This is a genomic window from Streptomyces liliifuscus, assembly GCF_016598615.1.
GTDB classification, from domain to species: domain Bacteria; phylum Actinomycetota; class Actinomycetes; order Streptomycetales; family Streptomycetaceae; genus Streptomyces; species Streptomyces liliifuscus.
Genome location: NZ_CP066831.1, coordinates 8,017,619 through 8,036,837, shown reverse-complemented (window position 1 = coordinate 8,036,837; position 19,219 = coordinate 8,017,619). Strand labels below are relative to the sequence as shown.

16 protein-coding genes and 1 tRNA gene are annotated in these 19,219 nt (G+C 69.3%); 12 read left to right on the top strand and 5 right to left on the bottom strand.

Features of this window, described 5'->3' with window-relative positions; translation table 11 throughout:
- Positions 1–12 precede the first annotated feature (12 nt).
- Together JEQ17_RS34590 and JEQ17_RS34585 are read right to left on the bottom strand one after the other, a co-directional pair.
- Positions 13–147, bottom strand: coding sequence for an SPW_0924 family protein (locus JEQ17_RS34590; protein ID WP_200398917.1), 135 nt, complete (start codon positions 145–147; stop codon positions 13–15).
- A gap of 153 nt (positions 148–300) precedes the next feature.
- Positions 301–2,016 (bottom strand): lytic transglycosylase domain-containing protein, encoded by a 1,716-nt coding sequence (locus JEQ17_RS34585; RefSeq protein ID WP_200398916.1) that lies wholly within the window; start codon positions 2,014–2,016, stop codon positions 301–303.
- A 310-nt stretch (positions 2,017–2,326) separates the two neighbouring features.
- Between JEQ17_RS34585 and JEQ17_RS34580 the strand changes: the two genes are divergently transcribed.
- Positions 2,327–3,181, top strand: coding sequence for a DUF4184 family protein (locus JEQ17_RS34580; RefSeq protein WP_200398915.1), 855 nt, complete (start codon positions 2,327–2,329; stop codon positions 3,179–3,181).
- On the opposite strand, the gene JEQ17_RS34575 is transcribed toward JEQ17_RS34580, so the two are convergent.
- Both JEQ17_RS34575 and polA read right to left on the bottom strand, forming a co-directional pair.
- On the bottom strand, positions 3,102–4,232 hold the full coding sequence (locus JEQ17_RS34575; RefSeq protein WP_200398914.1) for a serine hydrolase: 1,131 nt from the start codon (positions 4,230–4,232) through the stop codon (positions 3,102–3,104). The two genes, JEQ17_RS34580 and JEQ17_RS34575, sit on opposite strands and share 80 nt — an antisense overlap.
- 293 nt (positions 4,233–4,525) lie before the next feature.
- Positions 4,526–7,252 (bottom strand): DNA polymerase I, encoded by a 2,727-nt coding sequence (gene polA, locus JEQ17_RS34570; protein WP_200398913.1) that lies wholly within the window; start codon positions 7,250–7,252, stop codon positions 4,526–4,528.
- Between the two features lie 189 nt (positions 7,253–7,441).
- Here polA and JEQ17_RS34565 point away from each other — a divergent pair, with 189 nt between their 5' ends.
- The 9 genes from JEQ17_RS34565 to JEQ17_RS34525 all read left to right on the top strand — a co-directional run bounded on the left by JEQ17_RS34565 (position 7,442) and on the right by JEQ17_RS34525 (position 17,402).
- Positions 7,442–9,721, top strand: coding sequence for an FdhF/YdeP family oxidoreductase (locus tag JEQ17_RS34565; protein ID WP_200401876.1), 2,280 nt, complete (start codon positions 7,442–7,444; stop codon positions 9,719–9,721).
- Between the two features lie 61 nt (positions 9,722–9,782).
- On the top strand, positions 9,783–10,271 hold the full coding sequence (locus JEQ17_RS34560) for a PaaI family thioesterase (RefSeq protein ID WP_055615820.1): 489 nt from the start codon (positions 9,783–9,785) through the stop codon (positions 10,269–10,271).
- 66 nt (positions 10,272–10,337) lie between these two features.
- A complete protein-coding gene (locus JEQ17_RS34555; protein ID WP_200398912.1) occupies positions 10,338–10,748 on the top strand; it encodes a hypothetical protein in 411 nt (136 codons plus the stop codon).
- Complete coding sequence (locus tag JEQ17_RS34550) at positions 10,745–11,377, top strand: Tat pathway signal sequence domain protein (protein WP_200398911.1); 633 nt, start codon at positions 10,745–10,747, stop codon at positions 11,375–11,377. The genes JEQ17_RS34555 and JEQ17_RS34550 overlap by 4 nt, the downstream gene beginning before the upstream one ends.
- Positions 11,378–11,657: 280 nt before the next feature.
- Entirely contained in the window at positions 11,658–12,893 is a 1,236-nt protein-coding gene (locus tag JEQ17_RS34545; protein ID WP_200401875.1) for a branched-chain amino acid ABC transporter substrate-binding protein, read from the top strand.
- Between the two features lie 111 nt (positions 12,894–13,004).
- A complete protein-coding gene (locus JEQ17_RS34540) occupies positions 13,005–13,937 on the top strand; it encodes a branched-chain amino acid ABC transporter permease (RefSeq protein ID WP_200398910.1) in 933 nt (310 codons plus the stop codon).
- A 5-nt stretch (positions 13,938–13,942) separates the two neighbouring features.
- Positions 13,943–15,772, top strand: a complete 1,830-nt coding sequence (locus tag JEQ17_RS34535) for a branched-chain amino acid ABC transporter permease (protein WP_200398909.1) — start codon at positions 13,943–13,945, stop codon at positions 15,770–15,772.
- 5 nt (positions 15,773–15,777) lie between these two features.
- Positions 15,778–16,689: an ABC transporter ATP-binding protein gene (locus JEQ17_RS34530; RefSeq protein ID WP_200398908.1), complete on the top strand. Its 912-nt coding sequence runs from the start codon at positions 15,778–15,780 to the stop codon at positions 16,687–16,689.
- Positions 16,686–17,402, top strand: coding sequence for an ABC transporter ATP-binding protein (locus tag JEQ17_RS34525; RefSeq protein WP_200398907.1), 717 nt, complete (start codon positions 16,686–16,688; stop codon positions 17,400–17,402). The genes JEQ17_RS34530 and JEQ17_RS34525 overlap by 4 nt, the downstream gene beginning before the upstream one ends.
- Positions 17,403–17,491: 89 nt before the next feature.
- Here the strand turns inward: JEQ17_RS34525 and JEQ17_RS34520 are convergent, their stop codons facing one another.
- Positions 17,492–18,148 (bottom strand): ANTAR domain-containing response regulator, encoded by a 657-nt coding sequence (locus JEQ17_RS34520; protein ID WP_189840381.1) that lies wholly within the window; start codon positions 18,146–18,148, stop codon positions 17,492–17,494.
- 98 nt (positions 18,149–18,246) lie between these two features.
- Here JEQ17_RS34520 and JEQ17_RS34515 point away from each other — a divergent pair.
- Positions 18,247–18,329, top strand: a tRNA-Leu gene (locus JEQ17_RS34515).
- A gap of 87 nt (positions 18,330–18,416) precedes the next feature.
- Entirely contained in the window at positions 18,417–19,205 is a 789-nt protein-coding gene (locus tag JEQ17_RS34510) for a helix-turn-helix domain-containing protein (RefSeq protein WP_200398906.1), read from the top strand.
- Positions 19,206–19,219 lie beyond the last annotated feature (14 nt).

Below are 19,219 nucleotides of genomic sequence, written 5' to 3'. Positions count from 1 at the left end.
TGCGGGCGTGTGTCACGGGTGGCTGGGGACGGTGGTGAGCAGCGGCTTGGGGGACGTCTCGCCCGCCGGTGAACCCATGGCAGTGATGGTGAGGACGAGCGCGAGCGCGACGGCGAGACCGGTCGCGGCGGCGATCAGGGCACGCATGCGGGGCCTCCCGACTCGGCGAAGCTGATACATCGTCAGGTCGGGCACCGTAGCAACGGGCGGGCGAGATGAGAACACGTTGCACACACAGAACGACGGTGCCCCTCCACCCGGCCGGGTGGAGGGGCACCGTCGTTCCGCAGGCCTACGGGGCTACGAGGCGGAGGGGCTCGGTGAGGCGGTCGCTGCCGCCGCCGTCACCTTCAGCTCGACCGTGAGCGTCGCGCCGCCGGTGGTGTTGATGCGGAGCAGGAACGTGCCGGCCGTGTCGTCCGCGTACAGCTTCGGCAGCTTCAACAGGCCGTTCGCGTCCGTCTTGAGGCCCGCGAGGGTCCGTACGGTCTTGCCGTCCGCGTCCTTGAAGTAGGGGCCCTTGTCGTTCGCGGTCGCGTCGTCCGCCGCCTTGATGAGCGTGGCGGTGGCCGCGACGCCGTCCGCTGCGGCACCCTTGTAGGTCGCCTTCAGCTCGACCTGGTCCGCGAACTCGCCGCCCGCGACGCAGGTCAGCGCGGTGTCACTCGTGCGGGCGAGTGCGTCGGCCTGGCGCGCGGTGACCGTCGCCTTGTAGTCGAGGCCGGAGACGGCACGGCCGACGACGGTGGCGCGGACCGTGAAGTCGCCCGTCTTCTCGCCGGCCTTGAGGGCGGGCGCGGTGGCCACGCCGGAGCTGTTGGTGACGACGGTCGCGACGCTCTCGCCGCCGGTGAAGACGGAGTCGGTGTCGCCGACGATCGTGAACCGGACCCGGACCTTCGCGACGGCCTTGCCTGCCTCGGTCTCGGTGCGGGTGGCGATCTTCTCGGCGAAGGCGTCGCCCGCGGTCGCGGTGAGTTTGGCCGTGCCCGCGTCCTCCAGGTGGTCCACCGTGTCGGTGGGCGTGGCGGGAGTCGTCGGCGGCGTGCTCGGCGGCGGGGTCGTGGTGGGCGGCTTCGGGCTGGGGCTCGTGGAACCGCCGCCGCCCGGCGGCTGGGAACTGGGCGGGGTCGTGCCCGGCGGGGTCGGTGTCGGCGTCGGGGAGGAGCTCGACCCGTTGTTGTCGTCGCTGCGGCCGGAGGGCAGCGTGCCCGTGCCGTCCGGGACCTCGTGGGTGCCCTTGCGGTAGTACTCCAGCCACGACAGGACCGTGTTCAGGTAGTGCGTCGAGTTGTTGTAGCTGAGGATCGCGCGCCTGAGGTCGGCCTTGTCCGACAGGTCCCAGCCGAACCGGCACAGGTAGCCGCCGGCGGCGAGAGCCGCGTCGTAGATGTTGTTGGGGTCCTTCTTGCCGTCGCCGTTGCCGTCGCGGCCCGACCACTCCCAGGTGGAGGGGATGAACTGCATGGGGCCGACGGCACGGTCGTGGGTGGTGTCCCCGTCGTACGCGCCGCCGTCGGTGTCGGTGATGTTCGCGAAGCCGTTGCCGTTGAGGACCGGGCCGAGGATCGGGGTGATCGTGGTGCCGTTGGCGTCGACGCGGCCGCCGCGTGCCTGGCCGGACTCGACCTTGCCGATGGCGGCGAGGAGTTGCCAGGGCAGATTGCAGCCGGGCTTGGACTCGCCCAGCGCCGCCTCGGCCTTCTTGTAGGCGTCGAGGACGGTCGCGGGTATGCCGGCCTCGGCCTCGCCCGTGCCGGTCGGCGTTCCGGTGCCCGTAGTCGGCGTCGGGGTGGGGCTGTTGAGCGGCGGGAGGTCGGTGTAGTACGGCGAGTTGCCGGTGGCGCTGTTGTCGGCGTCCGGGTCGGACGAGGGCTGGGAACCGGTGTTCTGTCTGCCCTGCGCGGTGTCGGTCACGCCCGGCGCCTGGGACGCGGACAGCGCCGCGACCGCGACCGCGGCCACAGCGGTGGTTGCCGCCCCCTTGACAACTCGCCTGCCGAATTGCGCCGCCATTGCGTGAACCCCTCCCGTGGACGATCGCCCGCGCCTCGCGCGTTTCCTGTTGTCCGGCCGCACTCCCCAGCACGGCGACCCAGGCGACCCTACGACAACTTCCGTTGCGCAGACACCCGTTCGTGCCCGTTTTTCACCGGTTGGCCATATCCCGTTTCTCCTGCCCTGGCCTCCTGGGGACATGCGGGACCCACGGGAACTGCTGACCTCATACTGAGCGTCATCGATCAAGGGATCGCCCGGACCGTTCGGGGCCGACAGGCCGTCGCGCGCGGTCGATCGCGGTCAATGCCGTTCGCAAGGAGCCCCGTTGCCGTTCACCCTCAGCCATGCCGCGGCCGTTCTGCCGGCCATGCGCACCGACGGGACCGGACGCGGCCGACTGGTTCCGGCCCTGCTCGTGGCCGGTTCGTTCGCGCCCGACATGACCTATTACGCGGCGAGTGTGCTGCCGGAGGCGATGGAGTTCGGCGACTTCACGCACTCCTTCACCGGAGTGTTCACGGTCGATGTCCTGGTCGCCTGGGCGCTCGTGGGCGCCTGGCTGGTGCTGCGCGAGCCGCTGGTGGCTCTGCTGCCGCGCGCCCGGCAGGGACGCGTCGGGGCTCTTCTGCGCTGCGGTGCGCCGCGCGCCCGCGTCCGGCCGTCACTGGCCCTGTGGTGGTACGTGTCCGCGGTGGTCGGTTCGTTGACGCATGTCGTGTGGGACGCGTTCACGCATCTCGACCGGTGGGGCATGCGGGTCTTTCCGGTCCTCGGGCAGGAGATCGCGGGCTCGCCGCTCTACTGGTATCTGCAGTACGGCGGTTCGGCGGTCGCCGCGGTGGTGATCGCCGCCTTCGTGGTGGTCGCCCTCCGACGGCAGCGCGACACCGAGCCCGTGGGGGTGCCGGTGCTGTCCGTACGGGACCGGTGGCTCGCGGCGGCCGTGATCGGTGGCTGCGCGACGGTGGCCGCGGTGCGGCGGGCGACGCGCTGGTGGGACCACTGGTCGGCCGACGCGAAGCCCTGGGAGCTGATTCCCACCGTGTGCTTCGGGGCGGGGGCGGGTCTCGCCGTCGGCCTCGCGCTGTACGGCGTGGCGGTCAGGGTGTGGCGTCCGGCTCCGGTTCGTCCCAGCCAGGCAGCGGCTCGTACGGAGCCGAGCCGTCCGACTCCTCGCTGATCGCGGTCTCCGGGGTGAGGTCGCGGCCGACGCCGCGGCCCTGGCCCAGGCCCCGGTGGACGGCCTGGGCTATGCGCTCGATGGTGCGGACGCCGTACGCCATCGTCGGGTTGTCGTGGGACAGGACGACGATGCGGTAGCTGCGGCCCTCGCCGGTGAAGGCGCCGATGCTGTGGACGCGCCAGCCGTGGGTGGCTCTGGGCAGCCAGCCGTTCTTGACGTGTGCCGTCAGCCCTTGCGGCATGCCGGCGGGGACGCCCCAGCGCTGGTCCGAGCGGACCTCGGAGAGCAGTTTCAGGCCGTAGGCGCGGGTGCGGAGGAAGGACTGGGCGTTCGTCAGTACGGCCAGCAAACGCAACTGGTCGGTGGCCGTGGTGCGGGTGAGGCCCCAGTAGCGGCCCGGGCCCAGGAGGGTGGCGCTGGTACGGACGCGGGTGAGGAAGTCGCTCAGATAGCTGCGGCCCAGGTCGGCCCAGAGGCGCGCGGTGGAGTCGTTGTCGGAGCTGACGATCATGGGGCGTACGTTCGTCTCCTCCCACTGCGTGAGCCGGCGCCCCAGCTCCTCGGCCCGGCGGAGCAGTCCCTCCATGATCAGCACCTTGACGACGCTCGCCGAGTCGTATTGCCGCTCGCCCGCGCGTTCGCAGGTCAGCCCGGAGTCGTCGTGGACCGCCACGGAGACCGTGCCGTCCCTCCCCGACAGGGCCGCCTGGATGTCCTGGGACAGCCGGGCGGCCAGGTCGGGGGCGTGGGGTGCCTGGCAGGTGACGGTGTCGGTGGGGTCGGCCGAGGAGGCGTGGTGGCCCGGGGCGCCCTGCCGGAGCTGCCAGTCCGTCCACTCGGCCGTGTCGGCCGGGACGCGTCTGGTCGTGGCGCCGGCCGGGATTCTGGGGCTGGCCGCGGTTGCCGCGATGGCGGGGACCGGGGTGAGGAGCACGGAGGCGAGGGCTGCGACCAGGGCGGTGCGGCAGTGGCGTACGCACCGTGCGCGCTGTATGCGCTGTGCGCGCTGTGCGTGTACGCGCCGTATGTGTCGTATGTGAGGACCCATGCCCGCATCCTTGCGGGGCGCTCCGCTGGGGGCTTCTGGTCGGGGGCCACGTGGGTGACGGGGCCTCCGGGGGTTGGGTGGGGTCGGGGGGCGTTGTTCGTCGGGTGCGGGCCGGTGGGGGCTGGTCGCGCAGTTCCCGCGCCCCTTAAAAGTAAGGGGCGCGGGGAACTGCGCGACCAGCCACATCGCACTCGCAGCCGACGAACCACACCGACCCCCACCCACCCAGGGGCGCGGGGAACTGCGCGATCAGCCCCCACCGGGCCGCACCCGGATACCGCACCCCAGCGGAGCTAGTGCGCCGCCGATTCCCAGTCCGCGCCCGAGCCGACCGAGACGTCCAGGGGCGCTCGGAGGTGCACCGCGTTGGCCATCTCGTGGCGGACCAGTTCTTCGGTCTTGGCGCGCTCGCCCGGGGCGATCTCCAGGACGATTTCGTCGTGGACCTGGAGGAGCATGCGGGACTTGAGGTCGGCCTCGCGGAGGGCCCGGTCCACATTGAGCATGGCGATCTTGACGATGTCCGCCGCCGTGCCCTGGATCGGCGCGTTCAGAGCCATCCGCTCGGCCGCCTCGCGACGCTGGCGGTTGTCGCTGTTGAGGTCGGGGAGGTAGCGGCGGCGCCCGAAGAGCGTCGCCGTGTATCCCGTCGCCCGCGCCTCGTCGACCGCCCGGCGCAGATAGTCCCGTACACCGCCGAAGCGCTCGAAGTACGTGTCCATCAGCGCGCGGGCCTCGCCGGCGTCGATGTTGAGCTGCTGGGAGAGGCCGAAGGCCGACAATCCGTACGCCAGGCCGTACGACATCGCCTTGATCTTGCGGCGCATCTCCGCGTCGACGGCCGTGCCCTCGACGGAGAAGACCTGGGAGGCGACGGTGGTGTGGAGGTCCTCGCCGGAGGTGAAGGCCTCCAGGAGGCCCTCGTCCTCGGAGAGGTGGGCCATCACGCGCAGTTCGATCTGGCTGTAGTCGGCGGTCATGAGGGACTCGAAGCCCTCGCCGACGACGAAGCCGCGGCGGATCGCGCGGCCCTCCTCGGTGCGGACCGGGATGTTCTGCAGGTTCGGGTCCTGCGACGAGAGGCGGCCCGTCGCGGCCACCGTCTGGTGGAACGTGGTGTGGATGCGGCCGTCCGCGGCGATCGTCTTGATCAGACCCTCGACGGTGACGCGGAGCTTCGCCTGCTCGCGGTGGCGGAGCATGATGACCGGCAGTTCGTTGTCGGTCTGGCCGGCCAGCCAGGCGAGCGCGTCGGCGTCCGTCGTGTAGCCGGTCTTCGTCTTCTTCGTCTTGGGCAGGCCCAGTTCACCGAAGAGGACTTCCTGGAGCTGCTTGGGCGAGCCGAGGTTGAACTCGTGCCCGGCGGCCGCGTGCGCCTCCTTCACCGCCTGCTGGACGGCGCCCGCGAACATCTGCTCCATGGCTTCCAGGTGGGCCCTGTCGGCCGCGATGCCGTGCCGCTCCAGGCGGGCCAGGAGCACGGAGGTGGGGAGCTCCACGTCACGCAGCAGGTCGGCCGCGCCGACCTCCTTCAGGCGCTCGGTGAAGGCCTCGCCCAGGTCGAGGATCGCGCGGGCCTGCACCATCAGCGCGTCGGCCTCGGCGCCCTCGTCGGCGCCGAAGGCGAGCTGCCCGTCGGCCGTGGCGGCGGGCGCCAGCTCACGGCCGAGGTACTCCAGGGACAGTGCGTCCAGGTCGAAGGAGCGGCGGCCCGGCTTGACGAGGTAGGCGGCGAGCGCGGTGTCCATGGAGACGCCCTCGATGCTCCAGCCGTGCTCGGCGAAGACCCGCATCACGGCCTTCGCGTTGTGCAGCACCTTGGGCTTGTCGGGGTCGGCGAGCCAGGCCGCGAACGCGTTCTCGTCGGCCTCGTCCAGCTGGGACGGGTCGAACCACGCGGCGGCGCCGCCGGCCGCGGCGAGGGCGACCTCGGCGACCGAGCCCGTGCCGAGCGCCCAGGTGTCGACCGTGGCGACGCCCAGGACCGCGGTGCCGTGCTCGGCGAGCCACGGCTTCAGCTCGCCCGCGCCGAGGACCGTGCCGTCCACCGCGACGCCCGCGGCGGCCGGCGGACCGGCGTCCGCCTCCTCCGCCCCGGGGTCGACGGCCAGCAGCCGCTCCCGCAGCGAGGGGTTACGGATCTCCAGGGTGTCCAGGACCATCGCGACCGCCGTGCGGTCGTAAGGAGCGCGCTCCAGGTCGGCGGCCGCCTTCGGCAGCTCGACGTCACGCACCATCTCCGTGAGGCGGCGGTTGAGCTTGACCGCGTCCAAGTGGTCGCGGAAGTTCTGCCCGGCCTTGCCCTTGACCTCGTCGGCGCGCTCGACGAGCTCCGCGAACGACCCGAACTGGTTGATCCACTTCGCGGCGGTCTTCTCGCCGACCCCGGGGATGCCCGGCAGGTTGTCGGACGGGTCGCCGCGCAGGGCCGCGAAATCGGGGTACTGCGCGGGCGTCAGGCCGTACTTCTCGAAGACCTTCTCCGGAGTGAACCGCGTCAGCTCGGAGACGCCCTTCGTGGGGTAGAGCACGGTGGTGTGCTCGGAGACCAGCTGGAAGGAGTCGCGGTCGCCGGTGACGATCAGCACCTCGAAACCCGCGGCCTCGGCCTGGGTGGCGAGCGTGGCGATGATGTCGTCCGCCTCGAAGCCGTCCACGGCGAACCGCTCGGCGTGCATCGCGTCGAGGAGCTCGCCGATCAGCTCGACCTGGCCCTTGAACTCGTCCGGGGTCTTCGACCTGTTCGCCTTGTACTCGGTGAACTCCTCGGAGCGCCAGGTCTTGCGCGAGACGTCGAACGCCACCGCGAAGTGCGTGGGCGCCTCGTCGCGCAGCGTGTTGGCGAGCATCGACGCGAAGCCGTAGATCGCGTTCGTCGGCTGGCCCGTCGCCGTCGTGAAGTTCTCCGCGGGCAGCGCGAAGAACGCTCGGTACGCCAGCGAATGCCCGTCCATGAGCATCAGCCGCGGGCGTCCGCCGCCGGAGGTGTTCTCGGTCTTCTTCGATGCTGAATCTGCCACGCCCCCGATCCTGCCACGCCCCACTGACAGTCGGACCCGCCCCGCCCTCCACGACCGCCCTCGCGCCGTGGTCCGTCACAACTTTCACACCGCGCACGATCATCGCCCCGGACGGGCCGCGATCGTTGTCACCACCACGTGGGAGGATCGAAGGCGTACCTCATACGTGTGCTCGAAGAGGAGGCCGAGATGGCCGGCAAGCCGCCCCAGAGTGATCCGGTTCAGGACGCGCCGCAGGTCGCCGGCCCGAAGCACGCCGCCGCCGGACTGCCCGCGGTCGGGCACAGCCTGCGCATGGCCCAGCAGCAGATGGGTGTGAAGCGCACGGCGCTGACGCTGCTGCGGGTCAATCAGAAGGACGGCTTCGACTGCCCCGGCTGTGCCTGGCCCGAGCCGGAGCACCGGCACACGGCGGAGTTCTGCGAGAACGGCGCGAAGGCGGTGGCCGAGGAGGCCACCCTGCGCCGTGTGACCCCGGACTTCTTCGCCGCGCACACGGTCGCCGATCTCGCGACCCGCAGCGGCTACTGGCTGGGCCAGCAGGGCCGTCTCACCCAGCCCATGTATCTCGCGGAGGGCGCCGACCACTACGAGGCGGTGCCCTGGGAGCGCGCCTTCGACATCGTCGCCGAGGAGCTCACTGGCCTCGACTCCCCCGACGAGGCGCTGTTCTACACCTCGGGGCGCACGAGCAACGAGGCGGCGTTCCTGTACCAGCTGTTCGCCCGCGAGTTCGGCACGAACAACCTGCCGGACTGCTCCAACATGTGCCACGAGTCGTCGGGTTCCGCACTCAACGAGACGATCGGCATCGGCAAGGGCAGCGTCCTCCTGGAGGACCTCTACAAGGCCGACCTGATCATCGTCGCCGGGCAGAACCCGGGCACGAACCACCCGCGCATGCTCTCCGCCCTGGAGAAGGCGAAGACGGGCGGCGCGAGGATCATTACGGTGAACCCGCTACCCGAGGCGGGCATGGAGCGCTTCAAGAACCCGCAGACCCCCCAGGGCATGTTCAAGGGCGCCGCGCTCACCGACCTGTTCCTGCAGATCCGCATCGGCGGCGACCAGGCCCTCTTCCGCCTCCTGAACAAGCTGATCCTCGACACGGAGGGTGCCGTCGACGAGAGGTTCGTCGGCGAACACACCCACGGCTACGAGGAGTTCGCCGAGGCCGCCCGCGCCGCCGACTGGGACGAGACGCTCACCGCGACGGGCCTCACGCGCGAGCAGATCGACGAGGCCCTGCGCATGGTCCTCGCCTCCGAGCGCACCATCGTCTGCTGGGCGATGGGGCTCACCCAGCACAAGCACTCCGTGCCGACCATCCGCGAGGTCGTCAACTTCCTTCTGCTGCGCGGCAACATCGGCCGCCCGGGCGCGGGCGTGTGCCCGGTGCGCGGTCATTCGAACGTGCAGGGCGACCGCACGATGGGCATCTTCGAGCGCCCCGCGCCCGCTTTCCTGGACGCCCTGGAGAAGGAGTTCGGCTTCGCCCCGCCGCGCGGACACGGCTACGACGTCGTACGGGCCATCCGCGCGATGCGTGACGACAAGGCGAAGGTCTTCTTCGCGATGGGCGGCAACTTCGTGTCGGCCTCGCCCGACACCGAGGTCACCGAGGCGGCCATGCGCCGCGCCCGCCTCACCGTGCACGTGTCGACGAAGCTCAACCGCTCGCACGCCGTCACGGGCGCGCGCGCCCTGATCCTGCCGACCCTCGGCCGCACCGAGCGCGATCTGCAGGGCAGCGGCGAGCAGTTCGTGACCGTCGAGGACTCCATGGGCATGGTGCACGCCTCACGCGGGCGCCTCGAGCCCGCGAGCGAGCACCTGCTGTCCGAGCCCGCCATCGTGGCCCGCCTCGCCCGCCGCGTCCTCGGCGACGGATCCCGCACGCCCTGGGAGGAGTTCGAGAAGGACTACGCGACCGTCCGCGACCGCATCGCGCGGGTGATCCCGGGCTTCGAGGACTTCAACGCGCGCGTGGCCGACCCGAACGGCTTCGCCCTGCCGCACGCCCCGCGCGACGAGCGACGCTTCCCCACCGCCACCGGCAAGGCCAACTTCACGGCCGCGCCCGTCGAGTACCCGAGGCTCCCGAAGGGCCGGCTCCTTCTGCAGACGCTGCGCTCGCACGACCAGTACAACACCACGATCTACGGCCTGGACGACCGCTACCGGGGCATCAAGAACGGCCGGCGGGTCGTCCTCGTCAACCCCGAGGACGCCCGCGAGCTCGGCCTCGCCGACGGCTCGTACACCGATCTGGTCGGTGAGTGGAAGGACGGCGTGGAGCGGCGCGCCCCCGGCTTCCGGGTCGTGCACTACCCGACGGCCCGCGGATGCGCGGCCGCGTACTACCCGGAGACGAACGTCCTGGTGCCGCTGGACGCCACCGCCGACACCAGCAACACGCCCGCCAGCAAGTCCGTCGTCGTACGTCTGGAACAATCGGCAGCCAACTGAGCGTTCGCTTAGCGAGCGCGGCCGCTCGGGCGGCGTGATCGACGACGAAGGAGCAGAACCCATGGGCGAGCAGCACCACGCGAAGTTCCCGCAAGAGGTCATCGACGAGTACGCGGCGCTCGGCGTGGACCTGGTCGCCATGTTCTCCGCCGGACACCTCGGCACGCGCATGGGCGTCCAGGTCGTCGAGGCCTCCGCGGACCGCGTGGTGGGCACCATGCCGGTCGAGGGCAACACCCAGCCGTACGGGCTCCTGCACGGCGGCGCCTCCGCCGTGCTCGCCGAGACACTCGGCTCGGTCGGCGCCATGCTGCACGGCGGCAGCTCCAAGATCGCCGTCGGCGTCGACCTGAACTGCACCCACCACCGGGGCGCCCGTTCCGGCCTGGTGACCGGAGTGGCCACGCCCCTGCACCGGGGCCGCTCGACGGCCACGTACGAGATCGTGATCAGTGACGAGGACGGCAAGCGGGTGTGCAGCGCGCGGCTGACGTGCATGCTGCGCGATGTGAATCCGAGCGACGCGGCGCGCGTCAACGCGACGAACTGACCCACCGGAAAACCCTTGTCCGCGGGCGGCGTTGATCCCGGGCACCGGGCGGCATAGCGTCATGGGATGGGAACGGGTGGGGCCCCCTGGCGGGGGCCGGTGCTTGCGCTGGCGCTCCTGACCGGCGCGCTGGCCACCGGATGCGGCGAGTCCGGCCCGCGGGGCGAGGCGGCGGGCACGGGGGCCGCCTCCGGTACTCCGTCGTCACCGCCCGCCACGCCTCCCGAGGACCTGTGCGCCCGGATCGTCGCCCACTGGTCGCGGAAGGTGCTGGACAGCGACACCTACGGGGACTATCAGTCGATGGGCCTGTCCAACGGGCAGTACGAGATCCTGATGGAGGTCGTGGACGCGGCCCGGGCCGAGAAGAAGCGCTCCGGCGAACAGGCGGCGCGGGAACTGATCGACCGCGACGCGCGCGAACGCTGCGCGAAGCGGTACCGCGACGGCGATCCGACGGGAGGGCCCTGGAGTTGAGCGGCGTCGGTCCGGTCGAGCCGGGCGAGGGCACGCGCGCGTGGGACACCGTCGAACCGGCCCCGCGACTCCTCCCCGGGTCCCCGCGCGAGCGTCTGACCAGCCTGTACGCGCGGCGTCGCCGTGTCGTGCTCGCCTCCGCCACCGCGGTCGCCGTCGTCGCGGGCGGCGGCTACCTCTTCGCGACCCGGCCCCACGATCCGCCACCGCCCGAAGCGCCCTACCCGTCCCAGGCGGTGACCGTCACCTACCTCGGCACGGAGGGCCCGCCCGCAGACGCTCCCAGCAGAAGCTTCAGCTTCGCGGTGCAGGTCACCGCGCAGTCCGGACCCACGATCACCATCGTGCGCATCTCGCAGCCCTACGCGACCCTCTCGCTGACATCGGTCCCACGCCCGCCGTTCCGGACCAAGCCCGGTTTCGGCCACAAGATCGTCGTCACGATGCATGTCACGGAATGCGCGAATGTGCCGTCAAACGCCGCTCTGCCTTTCCTGGACGTAACTCTGCGTAATACGCGTGCAATAGAAGACCACAGCTTCATCCTGGGTGAGCGATATGCGCACGACCTCTCAGGAGCCCTGCAAGTAGCCTGCAGCAACGACTCCCGGTCATCACCAAAACGGTAGGACGCTCCTGAAATGACCGCGGCGCGTCCTGCAGGTTCTCACTATGTGGACGGGACGAATCGGCCGGAATTCTGCCCATCCACCCACTGAGTACCGCTCTGCATTACCTCGTGTCATAACAAGAGCGTCACAGCATGAGTCAGACTCTCCTCCACGTTCCCCCGACACGCTTAGAGTCACGGCCAGTCACCGCGCCATCGGATTCGAATTATTTTCGGCCCAGCGCTCGACTCGGCCCGTTCCACGAGGAAGGGCCGTGCCAGGGAAAGGACTGCTGATCGTGCGTCAACGTTCGCTCATCGCCATCACCGCCGCGTTGGCGGCGGGAGCACTCACCCTCACCGCCTGCGGCTCGCGCGACGAGGACGGCGGCGGTTCGGACTCGAACGGCGGTGGCACCACCGTCGTCATCGGCGTCGACGCCCCGCTGACCGGCGACCTCTCCGCGCTGGGCCTCGGAATCAAGAACTCCGTGGACCTCGCCGCCAAGACGGCCAACAAGGAGAAGACCGTCGAAGGCGTCACCTTCAAGGTCGAGGCCCTCGACGACCAGGCGCAGCCCTCCTCGGGCCAGCAGAACGCCACCAAGCTGGTCGCCGACAAGGACGTCCTCGGTGTCGTCGGCCCGCTGAACTCCTCGGTCGCCGAGTCCATGCAGAAGGTCTTCGACGACGCCAAGCTCGTCGAGGTCTCCCCCGCCAACACCAACCCGGCCCTGACCCAGGGCACGAAGTGGAACGGCGGCGAGAAGGCCCGCCCGTACAAGTCGTACTTCCGCACCGCGACCACGGACGCCATCCAGGGCCCGTTCGCCGCGCAGTACGTCTACAACGACGCCAAGAAGAAGAGCGTCTACGTCATCGACGACAAGAAGACCTACGGTGCCGGCCTCGCCGCCACCTTCACCGACGAGTTCAAGAAGCTCGGCGGCAAGGTCGTCGGTACGCAGCACATCGACCCCGACACCAAGGACTTCTCCGCCGTCGCCACGCAGGTGAAGAGCTCCGGTGCCGACGTCGTCTACTACGGCGGCGAGTACCCGCAGGCCGGCCCGCTCAGCAAGCAGATCAAGGCCGCGGGCGCCAAGATCCCGCTCGTCGGCGGTGACGGCATCTACAGCGCCGACTTCATCAAGCTGGCCGGCGCCAGCGGCACCGGCGACCTCGCCACCTCGGTCGGCGCGCCCGTCGAGGACCTCCCCTCCGCCAAGGAGTTCGTCGCCAGCTACAAGGCCGCGGGCTACAAGGAGGCCTACGAGGCGTACGGCGGCTACTCCTACGACTCGGCCTGGGCGATCATCGAGGCCGTGAAGAAGGTCGTCGAGGACAACGACGGCAAGCTTCCGGACGACGCCCGCGCCAAGGTCACCGAGGCCATGCAGGGTGTCACCTTCGACGGAGTGACCGGCAAGGTCGCCTTCGACGAGTACGGCGACGCCACCAACAAGCAGCTCACCGTCTACTCCGTCGAGGGCGGGACCTGGAAGGCGGTCAAGTCCGGCACCTACACGGGCTGATCCACACCCGCACCAATCAATGAGCCGCGCGGGGCGCTGCACCACAAGCGCCCCGCGCGGACTCGCATCCGGTCACTTCCCTCGACTATCCGAACGCTCGGAGGACATGCGGTGAACGAACTGCCGCAGCAGCTGGTCAACGGCCTGCTACTGGGATCCATGTACGGGCTGGTCGCCATCGGCTACACGATGGTCTATGGCATCGTCCAGCTCATCAACTTCGCCCACGGCGAGATCTTCATGACCGGGGCCTTCGGCGCGCTCACGGTCTATCTGTACGTACTCCCCAACGGCACCACCATGTGGATCGCCCTGCCGCTCATGCTCGTCGGCGCCATATTCGTCGCCGTCACCGTCGCAGTCGGAGCGGAACGGTTCGCCTACCGCCCCCTGCGCACCGCACCACGCCTGGCCCCCCTCATCACCGCCATCGGCCTCTCCCTGGCCCTCCAGCAGGCGGTATGGGCCTGGTACCCCAACGCCAAGTCGGCGCGGACCTTCCCGCAGATCGAAGGCGGCCCCTTCGAGATCGGCAGCGTCACCATCCAGACCGGTGATGTCTTCCTCTTCGTCGCGGCCCCCATCAGCATGGCCGTCCTCGCCTACTTCGTCATGAAGACCCGGACCGGACGCGGCATGCAGGCCACCGCGCAGGACCCGGACACCGCCAAGCTCATGGGCATCAACACCGACCGCATCATCGTGGTCGCGTTCGCCCTCGGCGCCGCGTTCGCCGCCGTCGGAGGCCTCGCCTACGGCCTCAAGTACGGCCAGATCGACTTCCGCATGGGCTTCATCCTCGGCCTCAAGGCCTTCACCGCCGCCGTCCTCGGCGGCATCGGCAACATCTACGGAGCCATGATCGGCGGCGTCGTCCTCGGCCTCGCCGAGACCATGGCCACCGCCTACATCGCCGACGTCCCCGGCATGTCACAGCTCGGCGGCCAGTCCTGGGCCAACGTCTGGGCCTTCGTACTCCTCATCCTCGTGCTCCTCTTCAGGCCACAGGGCCTGCTCGGCGAGCGCGTCGCGGACAGGGCGTGAGACCTATGACCACACAGACCACCAGCCCCCAGACGCCCGCCAAGGAGCCGGCCGGCTCCACCGCCGGACTCATCGGCATCCCCCCGAACATCGGACGCGCCCTCGCCACCGGCGGCGGCATCCTCACCATCATCTCCACCTTCCTCGCCTGGACCTGGACCTCCGCGTTCCCCGGCGACCTCACCTTCTACGGCTACCCCGGCGGCCTGCAGGTCCTCGTCCTCATCGGCGGCGCCCTCACCACCCTCTTCGGCCTCTCCTCCTACGGCGTCAAGGGCCTGCGCTGGCTCACCCCCGCAGGCGCCGACAGCGCCATCAAGCTCGCCGCGCTCGCAGCGTTCGCCACCGCCTGGTACACGATCATCGCGATCAGCAGCAAGCTCGGCGGCCTCGCCAACCTCGAACCCGGCGGCTGGGTCGTGGCCGTCGCCACCCTCGCCGCCCTGGTCGGCTCGCTCTCCCTGCCGTTCCAGCGGCCGGCACCCGACCCGTACGACCCCGACGACACCGCCTGGGAGCAGTTCCGCCACCAGCGGCGCTACGACGTCACCGTCGTCAAGGCAGCCTTCGCCTCCGGCACCACCAAGGCCCCGGCCCACAAGCTGCCCGCGTACGCCGAAATCCTCGTCATCGTCGCCGCACTGGCCCTCGGCCTGACCGTCTTCACCTACGGCATCGGCACCGAATACGACGAACAGTTCATCGGCTTCCTCATCACCGCGGGCCTCGGCTTCGCCGCCGCCGCCAAGGCCGGACTCGTCAACAGGCTGTCCGCACTCACCTCCAAGCACCGCAACGTCACCATGATCGGCGCGTTCGTCGCCGCCGCCGCATTCCCCTTCACCCAGTCCGACGACCAGTACGCGACCATCGGCGTCTACATCCTGATCTTCGCCACCGTCGCCCTCGGCCTCAACATCGTCGTCGGCCTCGCCGGACTCCTCGACCTCGGATACGTCGCCTTCCTCGGCGTCGGCGCCTACACCGCGGCCATGGTCTCCGGCTCCCCCTCCTCACCCTTCGACATCCACCTGCCGTTCTGGGCCTCCGCCCTCCTCGGCGCGGCCGTCGCCATGGTCTTCGGCGTCCTCATCGGCGCCCCGACCCTCCGACTGCGCGGCGACTACCTCGCCATCGTCACCCTCGGATTCGGTGAGATCTTCCGCATCACCGTCCTCAACATGGACGGCACCAGCGGACCCGACATCACCAACGGCTCCAACGGCATCTCCTCGATCCCGAACCTCAACATCCTCGGGTTCGACTTCGGCCAAGAGCACAGCATCGCCGGATTCACCATCGCGCGCTTCGCCAACTACTTCCTGCTGATGCTCCTCATCACGCTGGTCGTCGTGATCGTCTTCCGCCGCAGCGGCGACTCCCGCATCGGCCGCGCCTGGGTCGCCATCCGCGAGGACGAGACCGCCGCGCTCGCCATGGGCATCAACGGCTTCCGCGTCAAGCTCATCGCCTTCGCACTCGGCGCGGCCCTCGCCGGCCTCGCCGGATCCGTCCAGGCACACGTCACCTACACCGTGACCCCCGAGCAGTACCAGTTCGCCCACGTCGTCCCGCCCAACTCGGCCTTCCTGCTCGCAGCGGTCGTCCTCGGCGGCATGGGCACCATCAGCGGCCCCCTCGTCGGCGCCGCACTGCTCTACCTCATCCCCGCCAAGCTCCAGTTCCTCGGCGACTACCAGCTCCTCGCCTTCGGCCTCGCGCTCGTCCTGCTGATGCGCTTCCGTCCGGAAGGCCTCATCCCGAACCGGCGCCGCCAGCTCGAATTCCACGAGGAAGCGGAAGCTCCCACAGTCCTCAGCAAGGCAGGGGCCTGACCACGATGACTACCGACATCACCACCAAGGGCGCCGCCCCCGGCGCGACCGCCCCCGGCGAAACCGTGCTCGACGCACGCGGCGTCACCATGCGCTTCGGCGGCCTCACCGCCGTACGCAACGTCGACCTCCAGGTCAACAGCGGAGAAATCGTCGGCCTCATCGGCCCCAACGGCGCCGGCAAGACGACCTTCTTCAACTGCCTCACCGGCCTCTACATCCCCACCGAGGGAGAGGTCCGCTACAAGGGCACGGTCCTGCCGTCGCAGTCCTTCAAGGTCACCGCGGCCGGCGTCGCACGCACCTTCCAGAACATCCGTCTCTTCGCCAACATGACGGTCCTGGAAAACGTCCTCGTCGGCCGCCACACCCGCACCAAAGAAGGACTCTGGTCCGCACTCCTGCGCGGACCCGGCTTCAAGAAGGCCGAAAAAGCCTCCGAAGACCGCGCCATGGAACTCCTCGAGTTCATCGGCCTCGCCGCCAAGCGCGACCACCTCGCGAGGAACCTCCCCTACGGCGAACAGCGCAAGCTCGAAATCGCCCGCGCCCTCGCCAGCGAACCCGGCCTGCTCCTCCTCGACGAGCCCACCGCCGGCATGAACCCCCAGGAAACCCGGGCCACCGAAGAACTCGTCTTCGCCATCCGGGACATGGGCATCGCCGTCCTCGTCATCGAGCACGACATGCGGTTCATCTTCAACCTCTGCGACCGCGTAGCCGTCCTCGTCCAGGGCGAAAAACTCGTCGAAGGCGACAGCGCAACCGTCCAGGGCGACGAACGCGTCATCGCCGCCTACCTCGGCGAACCCTTCGAAGACGCACCCGGCCAGGAGGAGGTCGCCGAGGTCGAAGCCGCCGAGGCGCAGGCCGAAGCCTCCACGGACGCCGCGCCCCGCAAGGAGAACGACCGATGACCGCACTGCTCGAAGTCGAGGACCTCCGGGTCGCCTACGGCAAGATCGAAGCCGTCAAGGGCATCTCCTTCAAGGTCGACGCCGGCCAGGTCGTCACCCTCATCGGCACCAACGGCGCCGGCAAGACCACCACCCTGCGCACCCTCTCCGGCCTCCTCAAGCCCGTCGGCGGCCAGATCAAGTTCCAGGGCAAGTCACTGAAGAAGACCCCCGCCCACCAGATCGTCTCCCTCGGACTCGCGCACTCCCCCGAGGGGCGGCACATCTTCCCCCGCATGACGATCGAGGACAACCTCCGCCTCGGAGCCTTCCTGCGCAACGACAAGACAGGCATCGAGAAGGACATCCAGCGCGCCTACGACCTCTTCCCCATCCTCGGGGAGCGCAGGAAGCAGGCCGCGGGAACCCTCTCCGGCGGCGAACAGCAGATGCTCGCCATGGGCCGGGCCCTGATGTCCCAGCCCAAACTGCTCATGCTCGACGAACCCTCCATGGGCCTCTCGCCGATCATGATGCAGAAGATCATGGCCACGATCTCCGAACTCAAGTCCCAGGGCACCACCATCCTGCTCGTCGAGCAGAACGCCCAGGCAGCACTCTCGCTCGCCGACCAGGGACACGTCATGGAGGTCGGCAGCATCGTCCTCTCCGGATCCGGCCAGGACCTCCTCCACGACGAATCGGTCCGCAAGGCGTACCTCGGCGAGGACTGAGCCCCTTTTCAGTCCTGCCCCTCTCATACGGCTGAGGCCCGCACCCGATGACACGGGGTGCGGGCCTCAGCCGTACGTACGCTCGCTGCTCAGCCCTTCGCGGCCTTCTTCTCGTCGGCGTCCTGAATAACCGCCTCCGCGACCTGCTGCATCGACATACGACGATCCATCGACGTCTTCTGAATCCAACGGAACGCGGCCGGCTCGGTCAGCCCGTACTCGGTCTGCAGTACGGACTTCGCACGGTCCACCAGCTTCCGCGTCTCCAGACGCGTCGTGAGATCCTCGATCTCCTTCTCCAGCGCCTTCAACTCCGTGAAGCGCGAGACGGCCATCTCGATCGCCGGAACCACATCGCTCTTGCTGAACGGCTTCACCAGATACGCCATCGCGCCCGCGTCACGCGCCCGCTCGACGAGGTCGCGCTGCGAGAACGCGGTCAGCATCAGCACCGGGGCGATGGACTCCTCGGCGATCTTCTCCGCGGCGGAGATGCCGTCCAGCTTCGGCATCTTCACATCGAGGATGACGAGGTCGGGGCGGTGCTCCCGGGCGAGCTCGACGGCCTGCTCACCGTCACCGGCCTCGCCCACGACCGTGTACCCCTCTTCTTCGAGCATCTCCTTGAGGTCGAGACGGATCAACGCCTCGTCCTCGGCGATGACGACACGGGTCGTCAGCGGAGGCACGTGCGACTTGTCGTCGTCGGGCGCGTCTACGGGCTGGGGCGACTCGGGGGCGGTCACGGGGGCTCCTTGGTACGGGCCGGGCAGTGCTGCTGCTCAAGAGCCTACCTAGCTGCAGCGACCTGCGGGGACCCGGTATGCTTCCGGCAGCCACTTAAGCCGGGTTGGTGGAACGGTATACACGGAGGTCTCAAACACCTCTGCCTGAGAGGGCTTGCGGGTTCGAATCCCGCACCCGGCACAGTTTCCCGCTAAGCGGATGTTCCCATTCTCGTGAACATCCGCTTTTTGCTGCGCACAGTCGCGATCAGTCACACAGAGTGTTCGCATGAACTTTCATGGCACTGAGGTACGACAGAAGGCAGTCACACTCCTGCGCGGCGGCGCGAGGAACGCGGACGTGGCGCGGCAATTCAACGTTCCGCCCGGGACAGTCAGCTACTGGAAGCACATGGACCGCGCGAAACGCGGCGAGTGTCCGGGGAAGCACGACCCGAAGTGCCCCCGGTGCGACGGACGAGACCTCGACGAACAGGCGTACAGCTATCTACTCGGCCTGTATCTGGGAGACGGTCACATCAGCCACTACTCCGAGCACCGCGTACCCAACCTCATGGTTACGTGTGCCGACTCCTGGCCGGGACTCATGGACGACTGCGAGCAGGCCATGCGCGCAGTCTTCCCCGACAACTCCGTCTGCCGCGTCCGCAAGACGGGCTGCCGCAACGTGAAGGTGTACTCGAAGCACCTGCACTGCCTGTTTCCCCAACACGGTCCGGGCAAGAAGCACAATCGCTCCATCGTCCTCGCCCCCTGGCAACAGGAGATTGTCGACGCCCGCCCATGGGAATTCATCCGCGGACTCATCCACTCCGACGGCTGCCGCATCACCAACTGGACGACCCGGCTCGTCGCCGGCGAGCGCAAGCGCTATGAGTACCCGCGCTACTTCTTCGCCAACAAGTCGGACGACATCCGGAAGCTTTTCAGCGACACCCTCGACAAGGTCGGAGTCGAGTGGACCACTCTCGCCCGCGGCAGCGACCCCTTCAACATCTCCGTCGCCCGCCGCGCCTCCGTAGCCCTCATGGACGCCCACGTGGGGCCCAAGTACTGACCCCACACCCCCAC

Bases quoted from the DNA above. Each gene is read 5' to 3' on its own strand.
- JEQ17_RS34590 (WP_200398917.1), bottom strand. From the start codon at position 147: ATGCGTGCCCTGATCGCCGCCGCGACCGGTCTCGCCGTCGCGCTCGCG.
- JEQ17_RS34585 (WP_200398916.1), bottom strand. From the start codon at position 2,016: ATGGCGGCGCAATTCGGCAGGCGAGTTGTCAAGGGGGCGGCAACCACC.
- JEQ17_RS34575 (WP_200398914.1), bottom strand. From the start codon at position 4,232: ATGGGTCCTCACATACGACACATACGGCGCGTACACGCACAGCGCGCA.
- JEQ17_RS34565 (WP_200401876.1), top strand. From the start codon at position 7,442: ATGGCCGGCAAGCCGCCCCAGAGTGATCCGGTTCAGGACGCGCCGCAG.
- JEQ17_RS34560 (WP_055615820.1), top strand. From the start codon at position 9,783: ATGGGCGAGCAGCACCACGCGAAGTTCCCGCAAGAGGTCATCGACGAG.
- JEQ17_RS34555 (WP_200398912.1), top strand. From the start codon at position 10,338: ATGGGAACGGGTGGGGCCCCCTGGCGGGGGCCGGTGCTTGCGCTGGCG.
- JEQ17_RS34535 (WP_200398909.1), top strand. From the start codon at position 13,943: ATGACCACACAGACCACCAGCCCCCAGACGCCCGCCAAGGAGCCGGCC.
- JEQ17_RS34530 (WP_200398908.1), top strand. From the start codon at position 15,778: ATGACTACCGACATCACCACCAAGGGCGCCGCCCCCGGCGCGACCGCC.
- JEQ17_RS34525 (WP_200398907.1), top strand. From the start codon at position 16,686: ATGACCGCACTGCTCGAAGTCGAGGACCTCCGGGTCGCCTACGGCAAG.
- JEQ17_RS34510 (WP_200398906.1), top strand. From the start codon at position 18,417: ATGAACTTTCATGGCACTGAGGTACGACAGAAGGCAGTCACACTCCTG.